Source organism: Massilia sp. HP4 (assembly GCF_005222695.1).
Taxonomy (GTDB): domain Bacteria; phylum Pseudomonadota; class Gammaproteobacteria; order Burkholderiales; family Burkholderiaceae_D; genus Telluria.
Genome location: NZ_STGG01000072.1, coordinates 1 through 13,036 on the forward strand (window position 1 = coordinate 1; position 13,036 = coordinate 13,036).

General features: G+C 66.4%; 10 protein-coding genes. 6 read left to right on the plus strand and 4 right to left on the minus strand.

Annotated features, from left to right (window positions below; genetic code table 11):
* Positions 1-1,884, minus strand: a 1,884-nt coding sequence (locus tag E8M83_RS25205; RefSeq protein WP_137176106.1) for a DUF3369 domain-containing protein, incomplete at its 3' end; no start/stop codon positions are given.
* 203 nt (positions 1,885-2,087) lie between these two features.
* Here E8M83_RS25205 and aroC point away from each other — a divergent pair.
* Positions 2,088-3,182: a chorismate synthase gene (gene aroC / locus E8M83_RS25210; protein WP_137176107.1), complete on the plus strand. Its 1,095-nt coding sequence runs from the start codon at positions 2,088-2,090 to the stop codon at positions 3,180-3,182.
* Between the two features lie 48 nt (positions 3,183-3,230).
* On the opposite strand, the gene E8M83_RS25215 is transcribed toward aroC, so the two are convergent.
* On the minus strand, positions 3,231-4,724 hold the full coding sequence (locus E8M83_RS25215; protein WP_170976920.1) for an HDOD domain-containing protein: 1,494 nt from the start codon (positions 4,722-4,724) through the stop codon (positions 3,231-3,233).
* Positions 4,721-6,463 carry a bifunctional diguanylate cyclase/phosphodiesterase gene (locus E8M83_RS25220; protein WP_137176108.1) on the minus strand — a complete coding sequence of 581 codons (1,743 nt, stop codon included), beginning with the start codon at positions 6,461-6,463 and terminating at the stop codon, positions 4,721-4,723. Before E8M83_RS25220 ends, E8M83_RS25215 begins: the two co-directional genes overlap by 4 nt.
* Positions 6,464-6,803: 340 nt before the next feature.
* Here E8M83_RS25220 and E8M83_RS25225 point away from each other — a divergent pair, with 340 nt between their 5' ends.
* From E8M83_RS25225 to E8M83_RS25240, 4 genes are all read left to right on the plus strand, one after another.
* Positions 6,804-8,489 (plus strand): isovaleryl-CoA dehydrogenase, encoded by a 1,686-nt coding sequence (locus tag E8M83_RS25225; RefSeq protein WP_137176109.1) that lies wholly within the window; start codon positions 6,804-6,806, stop codon positions 8,487-8,489.
* Between the two features lie 97 nt (positions 8,490-8,586).
* A complete protein-coding gene (gene upp, locus E8M83_RS25230; protein ID WP_137176110.1) occupies positions 8,587-9,237 on the plus strand; it encodes a uracil phosphoribosyltransferase in 651 nt (216 codons plus the stop codon).
* A gap of 6 nt (positions 9,238-9,243) precedes the next feature.
* On the plus strand, positions 9,244-9,615 hold the full coding sequence (locus tag E8M83_RS25235) for an Hpt domain-containing protein (protein WP_137176111.1): 372 nt from the start codon (positions 9,244-9,246) through the stop codon (positions 9,613-9,615).
* A gap of 341 nt (positions 9,616-9,956) precedes the next feature.
* Positions 9,957-10,160 carry a cold-shock protein gene (locus E8M83_RS25240; RefSeq protein ID WP_137176112.1) on the plus strand — a complete coding sequence of 68 codons (204 nt, stop codon included), beginning with the start codon at positions 9,957-9,959 and terminating at the stop codon, positions 10,158-10,160.
* Between the two features lie 91 nt (positions 10,161-10,251).
* On the opposite strand, the gene E8M83_RS25245 is transcribed toward E8M83_RS25240, so the two are convergent.
* Entirely contained in the window at positions 10,252-11,157 is a 906-nt protein-coding gene (locus tag E8M83_RS25245; RefSeq protein ID WP_137176113.1) for a LysR family transcriptional regulator, read from the minus strand.
* A gap of 169 nt (positions 11,158-11,326) precedes the next feature.
* Between E8M83_RS25245 and aceB the strand changes: the two genes are divergently transcribed.
* Entirely contained in the window at positions 11,327-12,916 is a 1,590-nt protein-coding gene (aceB, locus tag E8M83_RS25250; RefSeq protein WP_137176114.1) for a malate synthase A, read from the plus strand.
* Positions 12,917-13,036 lie beyond the last annotated feature (120 nt).

Consider the following 13,036-nt stretch of genomic DNA (forward strand, 5'->3'; position numbering starts at 1 on the left):
CAGCAGCGCCGGTTCTTCCATCGCCATCGATTCCGTGATTTCCAGCTCGATGAATTCGGGCGGCGCGCCGGTGTCATCGAGCGCGCGGCGCAGCATGTCGAGGAAATGCGGATGCCTGAACTGCACCTGCGAGACGTTCACCGACATCGTGAAGTCGCGGTGGCCGGCCATGCGCAGGCGCATCAGTTCGGCGCAAGCCTGGCGCAGCACCCATTCGCCGATCTCGACGATCAGGCCCGAATACTCGGCGATCGGGATGAAGCGGTCGGGCGGCACCATGCGCCCGTCTTCCAGGCGCCAGCGCAGCAAGGCTTCGGCGCCGAACGGGCGGTTGGTGGCCAGGTCGACCTGCGGCTGGTAGTGCAGGAATAGCTGGCCGCGCTGGAAGCCGCTGCGCAGCGCGTGCATCATGCGCACCCGCTCGCGGATCTCGACGCCCATGCTGCGCGAGAAATAGAAGTGGCCGGCGCGCTGCTGCGACTTGGCGCGCTTGAGCGCGATGTCGGCGTCCTTCAGGGCATCGGCGCCGCTGCCGTCGTGCTCCTGCAGGCGCACCAGGCCGAGCGTCGCGGATACCAGCACGTCCTGGCCGTCGATCCGGAACGGTTCGCGGAACAACGCTTGCACCTGGGTCGGCTGCACCGCGTCGGTTTCGCCCAGCAGGCAGAAGATGTCGCCGCCGATGCGGCCGATCCCGAGGCCGGGCGCCAGGCGCGACTTCAAGCGCTGGCCGACCGCGACCAGCAGCAGGTCGCCGAAATGGTGGCCGAGGGCGTCGTTGGTTTCGGCAAAATGGTCGAGGTCGACCAGGGCCAGCACCGAGGACGCGCGGTGCGGGCCGGCCAGGATGGCGTCGATCAGCTCGACCACGCGGGTGCGGTTCGGCAGGCCGGTGAGCGCGTCGTGGAAGGCCGATTTGTTCAGGTGGGTGACCAGCTCGCAGTTGTCGAGGCAGACCGCGACCATGCCGCAGAAGACCTTCAGCAGGCGCCGCTCGACCTCGTCGATCGGCCGGTCGAGCGGGATGCAGGCCACGAAGTCGCGGCCTGCCTTGCCCGGGAAGTACATATTCAGCAGGCCGTCCTCGGCCGCGCACTGGCGCGTGAGCAGGGTGCGCTCGGCGGCCAGCGCGAACTGGCCGTTCAGTTCGCGGCCATCGAGGTGGCGGCAGGCGCCGGCCGCGGCGACCGCGCGCAGGGTCTCGGGCCGTGCGTGGCCGCTGTCGCGGGTGCACAGTACGCCCTCCGGCGGCTGGCCGACCAGGCGCGCGGCCTGGGCCAGGATGCCGAGCGCCACGTCGCGCACGCCGTGCAGGGCCATCAGCTCGGCGCAGGCGGCGACGATGCGCTCCATGCCCAGGCGGTTGGCCTCGAGCGCGCGGATCTGCTGGTAGGAGCGGATCGCGGTCGCGACTGTCGTATACAGCTTGGTGCGGGTCAGCTCGGACTTGGTCCGGTAATCGTTGATGTCGTAGCCGCGGATGGCGTCCATCTCGGGCGCATAGCCGGGCTGGCCGGTGCGCAGGATGATGCGCACGTCGTGCAGGCCCAGTTCGTCGCGGATGCGGCGCACCAGGCGCAGGCCGGCGTCGGCTCTTTCCATCACCACGTCCAGCAACACGACGGCGATATCGTCTTCGCGCGCCAGGGCCTCGAAGGCCTCGGTGGCGGAATAGGCGTGCAGGAAGACCAGCGGGCGGCCTTGCATCTCGACATTACCGAGAGCAAAGGTGGTGGTCGAATGCACATCGGCATCGTCGTCGACCACCAGGATCCGCCATGCTGGACGCGAAGGCGAGTCGGCGGCGGCTTCGTCGGCAAAGACGAGGGCGTCGGTCACGAGGTCATCCTTCAATGGTCCCGAGGGCGTAATCGATGCTGGCATATGCTACGTCTCCAGGGTTGGCTCGGCATGGATGACTTCAGTATATATGCAATTGTAAAAAGGAAAGGGCACGATCCAGCGCTGTAGTAAAAAAATATATCCACATGGCAACATAATTGCCACAGTCGATAATGCGATGGTCGTTTCTGCTTGCCAGATCGCCTGTTAAAATGGTAATTCGATCAATCCGAAATCTGACTACCATGTCCGGCAATACATTTGGCAAGCTGTTTTCCGTCACCACCTTCGGCGAATCGCACGGTCCCGCGATCGGCTGCGTCATCGACGGCTGTCCGCCGGGCATGGCCCTCTCCGAGGCCGACATCCAGCCCGAGCTCGATCGCCGCAAGCCCGGCACCTCGCGTCACGTCACCCAGCGCCAGGAAGCGGACCGGGTCGAGATCCTGTCCGGCGTCTACCAGGGCGTGACCACCGGCACCCCGATCGCCCTGCTGATCCGCAACGAAGACCAGCGCAGCAAGGACTACGGCAATATCGCCGAGAGCTTCCGCCCGGGCCACGCCGACTATACCTACTGGCATAAATACGGCGTGCGCGATCCGCGCGGCGGCGGCCGTTCGTCGGCGCGCCTGACCGCGCCGGTAGTCGGCGCCGGCGCCGTCGCCAGGAAGTGGCTGCGCGAGAAATATGGCACCGAACTGATGGGTTATATGCGGACCTTGGGCGATATCGAGGTGCCCTTCGAAGGCTGGGAACACGTGCACGCCAATCCCTTCTTCGTCGCCACCGGCGACGCGGCCCTGCTGCAGCGGATGGAAGACGCGATGGACCAGTTGCGCCGCGACGGCGACTCGATCGGCGCGCGCATCGACGTCGTGGCCACCGGCGTGCCGGTCGGCTGGGGCCAGCCGATCTACGACAAGCTCGATGCCGACATCGCCCATGCGATGATGGGGATTAACGCGGTCAAGGGCGTCGAGATCGGCGCCGGCTTCGCCTCGGTGGCGCAGCGCGGCTCGGAACACGGCGACGAACTGACGGAAAGTGGCTTCGTGGGCAACCACGCGGGCGGGGTGCTGGGCGGGATCTCGACCGGCCAGGACATCACGGTCTCGCTGGCGATCAAGCCGACTTCGTCGATCCGCGTGCCGCGCCGCTCGATCGACAAGGAGGGCAATCCGGCGACGGTCGAGACCTTCGGCCGCCACGATCCCTGCGTCGGCATCCGCGCCACGCCGATCGCCGAGGCGATGCTGGCGCTGGTCTTGATCGACCACGCCCTGATGCACCGCGCGCAGTGCGGCGACGTGCAGGTGGCGACGCCGAAGCTGAAATAATGGCGGGGTGGGCGCCAGGGCCGTCCACCCCGCGTACCGGGCCCGGGATCAGGCCCGCGTCACGATCGCTTCCATCTGATGCCGCCTCTCGACCGTGCGCACGACCAGTGCGCGCAGGTCGTTCAGGAGCGAGAACTCGGTCTGGCTCAGGATCACCTGGGGGAAGGTGTCGTCCCAGTCGCCATAGATGAAGCCCGCGGGCTGGCCGTGCGCCGATAACGGGATCACTACAAAGCAGCGCGCCTCGGCCAGCGTGCCTTTCCACCAGCCCGGCAGCTTGCTCGCGAACTTGCTGTCCTGCGCGTTCTCGATGAAGATCACGCGGTCGCTGCCCAGCGCGGCGTGGAACACGTTCGGCTCGTAGGCATCGTCGAAGGCCAGGTGCGGCAGCATGGCCTTGACGTCCTCGCCCAGGCCCAGTCGGGCCGAATAGCGGCCTTCGCGACGGTTGCGCAAGAATGCGAACGAGCGGGTAAACGACAGCCCCTTGTGCATCGTCTCGAGCGCGATCGAGATCATCTGGCCGGCGGTGGCATTGCTGCCGGCGTCGCGCATATCGGCCACGCCGCTCATCAGGATCTTGTTACCGGCGATGCGCTTCCTGGTCGCCGCGGCCTGCTGGGCGCGCTTTTCCTGCGGCTTGGCCAGCGGCGCGATCGACAGGTCGGACGCCGCCTCCACCTTGGCCTTGTCGATCGAGGCCAGGATGCCGGCTGGCGCCAGGCCCAGCATCGGCGCGAAGCTTTCGGCAAGTTGCGCGACCCGCTCGGCGCCGGCGGCGTCGTCGGCCCACAGCGCATCGGCGGCCTGGGTCGACATGCTGCCCAGCGCCGCCAGCCAGTCCTCGTGGCCGAAGCCCTCGAAGCGCTCGCCCGGTTCCACCCGGCGCATGCCGGCCACCAGGTTGCGCGGCAGGCCCCAGTGGGCGGCGGTGGCGCGGCCCACTTCCTCCAGCGACAGCCCGAGCACCTCGAGCGCCGCGCTTTCCTCGCGCCCTGCACCGGCCGTCTCGCGCATCCTGGTCCAGCGTTCCGGCATGTAGAAGGTCAGCATCATGCGCCCCAGCGAGTGCAGGATCGAGCACACCACGGCTTCTTCCGGGTCGCGCGAATGGACGTCGGCCGCCAGCTGCTGCGCCACCATCCCGGCCAGTACCGCCTTTTCCATCTCGATGTGGGCGGCCTCGGTGTCCGGCGTGCTGCGGCTCAGTTCCTCGATCAGTTTCAGGCCCAGCGCCAGGTGGCCGATGGTCTCGGTGCCCAGCACCAGCACCGCCTTCGAGATGGTATTGACGTGCTGGCCGAAGGCCGAATACATGCTGCTGTTGGCCAGGCGCAGCACCTTCTGGGTCAGGACCGGATCGGACAGCACCGTCTGCGTCATCGAGAAGTCGCGCTCGTCCTCGCCGCGCATCGAAGCCAGGATGGCGTTGATCGCCTTGGTGAAGCCCGGCATGTCGCCCTGGCGCCGGATGCGCTCCCACAGCAGGGCGAGGGTGGCTTGCGACTTCGCCGAGCGCGGGGTGGGTGCTTGTGTGGTCATGATTTTCCTGACCGGTGGTCGGCCGGCAGAAGAGCGGTATAGAGGTTTTCCTTGAGCGCCGTGACGGCCACGTTGGCCGGCATCGGCTTGCCCGTCAGGTAGCCCTGCACATAGTGGCAGCCCTGGTCGTCCAGCCAGGCCAGCTGTTCCTCGGTCTCGACGCCCTCGGCCACGACCGACAGCGAGAGGTGGCCGGCCAGGTCGAGGATGGCGTTGCAGATGGCCGCGTCCTTGTTCGAGGCCGGCAGGTCCTTCACGAAGGCGCGGTCGATCTTGAGCACCGAGATCGGGAAGCGCTTCAGATAGGCCAGCGACGAGTAGCCGGTGCCGAAGTCGTCGATCGCGATGCGCGCATGGCGTTCGACCATGCTCGCCAGGATGTCTTCGGCGTGCGCCGGGTCGACCATCAGCGTGCCCTCGGTGATCTCGAGCACCAGTTGGCGGCCATCGAGGCCGGACAGCGCCAGCGCATCGTCGAGCACCGTCAGGAAGCGGTCGCTGCGGAACTGGCGCGGGCTGATGTTGACCGAGATGTACAGCTCGCGCCCGGCGACTTCCTGGAACTGGCGGATCTGCATGCAGGCCGCCTTCAGGGCCCAGGCGCCGAGCAGGTTGATCAGGCCGTTGTTCTCGGCGATCGGGATGAAGCGCACCGGCGGCACCATGCCCAGGGTCGGGTGCTTCCAGCGCATCAGGGTCTCGAAGCCCTCGATGATGCGACTGCGGGCATTGACGATCGGCTGGTAGTAGAGCAGGAATTCGCCCTCGCGGATGGCGGCGAACATCGCCGCCTCGAGCGAGATGTCGTGCTCGGGCGGGCCCTGGTCGCTGGGGCTGTAGACGACGGCGCGGCCCTTGCCGGTCTCCTTGGCGCGCGACAGTGCGGCGTCGGCCAGGGTGACCAGGCGCACCTCGTCCTCGGCATGGTCGGGATAGACGGCCACGCCGATCGAGGCGCCAAGATAGATCGTGTGGCCGCCGGCCTCGAACGGCGACTGCATGGTGGCCATCAGGCGCCCGGTGACGAGCTTGATCTGGGCCTCGGTAAACGTCCCCGGCAGCACCGCGACGAATTCGTCGCCGCCGACCCGCGCCAGCGTGTCGCTGTCGCGCAAGGTGCGGCGCAGGCGCCCGGCCGCCATCTGCAGCACGGTGTCGCCCAGCGGGTGCCCCAGGCCGTCGTTGACCTTCTTGAAGCCGTCGATGCCGATCGCGGCGACGGCGAAACCATGGCCGGAGCGGCGCGCGTTGGCGATCACCATCCGGATCCGGTCCGACAACAGCACCCGGTTTGGCAGTTCGGTGAGCGCGTCGTGGGTCGCCATATGGCGCAGCCGCTCTTCGGTCGCGTGCTGGACCGACATGTCGCGGCCGATGACCAGCAGCGGCGCGGCGTCGCCGGTAGGCAGGTGCGCAATCCTGAGCTCGAACCACAGGTCGCGCTCGCCCGAGCGGAAGCGGGTCTCGACCAGCACCGCCTCGTGGCCGCCGGCCGCCGCCGCCAGCGCATTGTGCAGCGCCGGCTGGTCGATCTCATGCACCAGCGCCACCAGCGAGCAACCGGGCTCGAATCCCCACAGGCGCTGCGCGCGCGTGCCGGCCGCGTGGATCGCGCCTTCCGGCGTGACGCGGAACACGGCGTCGCCGGCCGTCTCCAGCAAGCCGTCGAGCAGCGCCGCAGGCAGCGCGGGCGCGGCGGCCGACTGGGGCGAGGGCGCGGCTGGGGAACTGGTGTGCATGTTGTTTAGGAGCTTTCTTGTTACGGCACGTGCACGTCATGCCAATGTCACATGTGAATCCGTGCAAGTCTATCAAACCAGTGGCGACTGTATCACTGAAAAGTTCCGTAAGGCATTAGAAAGCACAAGTCATCGGAGGATTTCGCGATTGTTTGCGTCTGCGCTCTGCTTGCTCGACCTGCATGCTGGCGCTACTCTTCTTGTCGGCCGTTCAAGTTTGTAAAGACATCATTGCTACCAGCATTGTCGCCGATTCTTTCTCGTCGTGACATAGAAGAGTGCAATTATGGTGCCGCAGTGCAACATTCTGCAATAGGCAGATATGCGTAGAGGAGAGATCATGGATGCATACGCTACCCACGAGGTAGAGAACCAGGCGCCGCCGTTTACCGATGTGAACCTGTATGCCTGCGATCCGGCCCTGCAAGAGGCGCTGCTGCGTGAGGGCGGCGGCTGGGCCGCGCCGCAGCTGGAGGCGCTCGGCGCCCGGCTCGGCAGCAGCGAAGTCCAGGAGCTGGCGCGCCTGGCCAACCTGCACGGCCCGACCCTGGCGTCGCACGACCGCGCCGGGCGCCGCATCGACGAGCTTGAATTCCATCCGGCCTGGCATGCCCTGATGACGATGCTTGTCGGCGCCGGCGCGCACGCGGCGCCGTGGAGCGATCCGCGGCCCGGCGCGCAGGTGGCGCGCGCCGCCCAGTACCTGCTGGTCGGCCAGGCCGAGAACGGCGTCCAGTGCCCGCTCACCATGACCTATGCCGCGGTGCCGGCGCTGCGCCGGGCGCCTGCCCTGGCCGCGACATGGCTGCCCAAGCTCCTGGCGCGCGACTACGATCCGCGGCCACTGCCGGTCGCGCAGAAGCGCGGCGCCCTGGTCGGCATGGGCATGACCGAGAAGCAGGGCGGCTCCGACGTGCGCGCCAATACCACGCGCGCCACGCCGCTCCTGCCCGGCCAGGCAGGGGCAGCGGGCGAGGGCGCCTGGCGCATCGTCGGCCATAAATGGTTTTATTCGGTGCCGCAGGCCGACGCCCACCTGGTGCTGGCCCGCTGCGAACAGGCCGGCGGCGACCGGGCTGCGGAAGGATTGAGCTGCTTCCTGGTGCCGCGCTTCCTCGACGACGGCCGTTGCAACGCGGTGCGCGTGCAGCGCCTGAAGGACAAGCTGGGCAACCGTTCGAACGCCTCGTCCGAGGTCGAGTTCTGCGGCGCGCTGGGCTGGATGATCGGCGCGCCGGGGCGCGGCATCCCGACCATCCTCGAGATGGGCAGCCATACCCGGCTCGATTGCGTGCTGGGCAGCGCCGGCATCATGCGTGCCGCCCTGTGCCACGCGCTGCACCATGCGCGCGGGCGCATGGCTTTCGGCCGCCCGCTGGCCGACCAGCCCCTGATGCGCAACGTGCTGGCCGACCTGGCGCTCGAATCCGAAGCCGCCACCGCCTTTGCGCTGCGCCTGGCGCGCTGCTTCGACGAGGGAAACGACCCGGCCCAGGCGCTGCTGGGGCGCATCCTGACGGCGGCCGGGAAGTACTGGATCTGCAAGCGCGGCCCCGGCTTCGGCGCGGAAGCGATGGAAGTCATGGGCGGCAACGGCTATGTCGAGGACGGTCCGCTGGCGCGGCTGTACCGCGAGCTGCCGGTCAACTCGATCTGGGAAGGCTCGGGCAATATCATGTGCCTGGACCTGCTGCGCGCGTGTGCCAGGTCGCCGGATGCGGCGCGCGCGGTGCTGGCGGCCGAACTGGCGCCGGCGGCCGCGCTCGATGCGCGCTTCGACGCCCACGCGGCGACGCTGCTGGACGGCCTGGCCGGCCGGGTGGGGGACGAATCGGGCGCGCGCCTGCTGGCCGAGCAGATCGTGGTGGCGCTGCAGGCCGCGCTGTTGCTGGTTCATGCGCCGCCGTTCGTGGGCCAGGCCTTCCTGCGCTCGCGCATCGAGCGGCCGGTGGGCGGCGCCTATGGGCGCTTGCCGGCGGAGGTCGACTTTGGGGCGATCCTGGCGCGCGCCTTGCCGATGTCATGAACGCTGATTTTTTTCTTGTGCAAACCGGGACAAACGGCCGCATGGCTGGGATAATGCGCGCTTGCCAGCTTTACACAGAATCAACTTGAATTCCGCCATGAAACAAGACCCGCGCTTCCCGAACCTGTACATCCTGAACCACCCGCTGATCCAGCACAAGCTGTCGCATATGCGCGAGCACGATACGTCGACCCGCACCTTCCGCGAACTGCTGCGCGAGATCACGCTGCTGATGGGGTACGAGATAACGCGCGACCTGCCGCTGACCACGCGCGCGATCCAGACCCCGCTGGTGACGATCGATGCACCGGTGATCGCAGGCAAGAAGCTGGCCGTGGTGCCGATCTTGCGCGCCGGCATCGGCATGAGCGATGGCCTGCTGGAACTGGTGCCGTCGGCGCGCGTGGGTCACATCGGCGTGTTCCGCGACCCGGCCACCCACGAGCCTGTGGAATACCTGGTACGCCTGCCGGATACGACCGACCGAACCTTCATCCTGTGCGATCCGATGGTCGCTACCGGCAATTCGGCGGTGCATGCGATCGACGTGCTCAAGAAGCGCGGCGTGCCGGACGAGCAGATCCTGTTCCTGGCGCTGGTGGCCGCACCCGAAGGCGTGCAGGTAGTCCAGGACGCGCACCCGAACGTCAAGCTGTACGTCGCCGCCCTCGATTCGCACCTTGACCAGGATGCCTATATCGTCCCGGGCCTGGGCGATGCGGGCGACCGCATCTTCGGCACCAAGTAGGCGCCGATGGCAACCGTGCAGCCGGCCGACCAGCAGTTCTTCGCGCGCCTCGCCGAACTGAACGAGAAGTTCGCGGCCAGGCTGCCATCCACGCTCGAGCAGCTGGCGGGGTTGTCGCAGCAGCTGGGCAGCGCCGGCGAGCCCGCCTTCGACATCGCGCCGGCGGCTGGCGAGCTGCAGGCCATGCTGCATACGTTGGCCGGCTCGGCGGCGACCTTCGGTTTTCGCGGCCTGGGCCATCATGCGCGCCTGCTGGAGCAGCGCCTGCGCGTGCTGCGCGCCTTCGATGTGGTGGGCGCCACGGAATGGCAAGCCTGGCGCGCGGAGCTCGACGAATACATTTGCGCCGCGCGCCGCGATCCAAAATCGCTCTCGTGAGCACATACTGGCGCCGGGGGCAGCGCGGCCTTACGCAAGCCGCATGCGCAAACTTCCGGTAGAGCGGAATTTGATTCATCGCAAACATTTGCGCCGGCCTTACGCCTATATTTTCCCTCGTACCGATTAAAAGCGCTTCGCCCTCTAATCTATTGATTTTTGGAATCGTTGCAATCTGACGGTTTTTTATTTAACGAACAGAGGTGCGCGGCGGATTTATTCGGTATAATACGGGATCGTTGGGTTCGAGGTAGTAGTGCAGTCTGTCTGTCATTTCTTTCTTGCTTCTTCAAACGATCTGAAACGGGCGCAAGCCCAACTAACCGAAATAGGAAATTGTAATGGCAACTGGCATCGTTAAATGGTTCAATGACTCGAAGGGCTTCGGCTTCATCACCCCTGATGAAGGCGGCGAAGATCTGTTCGCGCACTTCTCGGCTATCCAGAGCAACGGCTTCAAGTCGCTGCAGGAGAACCAGCGCGTCTCGTTCGACGTGACTACCGGCCCTAAGGGCAAGCAAGCCTCGAACATCCAGCCTCTGTAATAGCCTCAGGGCTTTACGAGATAAAAAATCCCCGCCGATTGCGGGGATTTTTTTCGTCCCTACGCTCCGGACCCACCGGCCAGGCATGGGGTCAGCGGTGGCGCCAGCAGTCCGGCGCCGCATAGCTGCGCCGCAAGAAGTCGACGAAGGCGCGGATGCGCAGCGGCAGGTGGCGGCGCTGGGCGAACACGGCGTGGATATCGTTGCCGGGCGCTGCGTACTCGTCCAGTACGGTGCACAGTTCGCCGCTGGCGATCTGGCCGCCGACTTCCCACATCGAGCGCCAGGCCAGGCCCTTGCCGGCCAGCGCCCAGGCATGCAGCACGGCGCCGTCGTTGCACACCATATTGCCGCTCACCTTCAGCGTGACCGGCTTGTTGTCGTTCAAAAAGGTCCAGCCGCGCTGGCTGCCTTCGCTGCTGATCGGCAGGCAGTTGTGGCGCGCCAGGTCGGTCAGGTCGCGTGGCCGCCCGTGGCGCTTCAGGTAGGCCGGGGAAGCCACCACCACGCGCCGGTTGTCGGCCAGTTTCACGCCGACCAGGCTCGAATCGTCGAGGCTCGCGATGCGGATCGCCACGTCCACGCCCTCGGCCACCAGGTCGATCACGCGGTCGCTCAGGTTGAGGTTGAGCGTCACCTCGCGGTGCTCGGCCAGGAAGGACGGCAGCAGCGGCGCCACGTGCTGGCGGCCGAAGCCGGCCGGGGCCGACACCGTCAGGTGACCGGAGGCGCGCATGCTGTGCTCCGCAATGGCCGATTCGGCGTCGTTGACCTCGCCCAGGATGCGCTGGCAATCTTCCAGGAAGGCCATGCCCTCGTCGGTCAGGACCAGCCGCCGCGTCGTGCGCTGCAGCAGCTTGACCCCGAGCCTGGCCTCGAGGGCATCGAGCCGGCGCCCGATCATGGCCGGCGCAATGCCTTCGGCGCGCGCCGCCGCGGACAGGCTGCCGCGCGCCACCACCTCGACAAACGTCGACATCTGGGTAAATTTGCCCATGGTCTTGCCCGTTCCCGCTTCTTATTTGATACAAAAACACACGGATGCTGTGAGAATTTGTATGGTTTAGCCCTATTCAAGTGAATATACTTGATGCAAAGACAAACGCCAAGCCGCGCGCGAGCGGGGCGGGCGTCGCACGCATTCTTCAATACACCCAGGAGTCGATATGTCCATCACCATCCCCGCAGGCATGGAAATCACGGGCGAGATCAAGCCCGGCTACGAGACCATCCTCACGCCTGACGCGCTCGAACTCGTGGCGAAGCTGTCGCGCGCCTTTGCTGCAAAGCGCCAGGAATTGCTGGCTGCGCGGGCCGAGCGGGCAGGCCGGCTCGATGCCGGCGAGCGTCCCGACTTCTTGCCCGCTACCGCCCATATCCGCGACGGCGACTGGCGTATCGCACCGATCCCGGCGGCCCTGGCGTGCCGGCGCGTGGAAATCACCGGCCCGGTCGAGCGCAAGATGGTCATCAATGCGCTCAATTCGGGCGCCGACGCCTATATGACGGACTTCGAGGATTCGAATACGCCGAATTGGGACAATCAGGTCCAGGGGCAGGTCAATCTGTTCGATGCGATCCGCAATACGATTTCGCTCGAGCAGAACGGTAAATCCTACAAGCTCAACGACAAGGTCGCGACCCTGCTCGTGCGACCGCGCGGCTGGCACCTCGACGAGAAGCACATCCTGGTCGACGGCCAGCGTGTGTCGGGCGGCATCGTCGATTTCGCGCTGTTCATGGTCCACAATGCCAGGGAGTTGCTGGCGCGCGGCGCCGGGCCATACTTCTACCTGCCAAAGCTGGAATCGCATCTCGAGGCGCGCCTGTGGAACGACATCTTCGTGATGACGCAAGACGAACTGGGCCTGCCGCAGGGCACGATCAAGGCGACGGTGCTGATCGAGACCATCCTGGCTGCCTTCGAGATGGACGAGATCCTGTACGAGCTGCGCGAGCACAGCGCCGGCCTGAACGCCGGGCGCTGGGATTATATTTTTTCGTGCATCAAGAAGTTCAAGCTCGACACCGACTTCTGCCTGGCCGACCGCGCCAAGGTGACGATGACGGCGCCCTTCATGCGCGCCTACGCGCTGCTGCTGCTCAAGACCTGCCACCGGCGCGGTGCGCCGGCGATCGGCGGCATGGCGGCGCTGATCCCGATCAAGAACGATCCCGAGAAGAACGAGATCGCGATGGGCGGCGTGCGCACCGACAAGGCGCGCGATGCGACCGACGGTTACGACGGTGGCTGGGTCGCGCATCCCGGCCTGGTCGGGCTGGCGATGGAAGAATTCACCAAGGTGCTGGGCGACAAGCCGAACCAGTTCGAGAAGCAGCGCCCGGACGTCGAGGTGACGGCGGCGCAACTGCTCGACTTCAAGCCCGAAACGCCGATCACCGAGGCCGGCCTGCGCTACAACATCAATGTGGGCATCCACTACCTGGGCGCCTGGCTGGCCGGTAATGGCTGCGTGCCGATCCACAACCTGATGGAAGATGCGGCGACGGCCGAGATCAGCCGCTCGCAGGTGTGGCAGTGGATCCGGTCGTCGAAGGGCGTGCTGGAAGATGGCCGCAAGGTCACGGCCGACATGGTGCGGGCGATGATTCCGGAAGAACTGGTGAAGGTAAAGGAAGTGGCGGCCGACGGGACGCATGCGAGCTACGATCGTGCGGCCGTGATTTTCGAGGAGATGTCGACCTCGGAGACGTTTGCCGAGTTCCTCACGCTGCCGCTGTACGAAGAGATTTGAACCACGTTGGGTTGGCGGCTATGCCGCCGACGCGGTGATTGTTATCGGCGCCAACATCGCGCCGAATGATCTTGCGGCCAACCATCACCGCGTCGGCGGCGAAGCCGCCAACCCTACGGC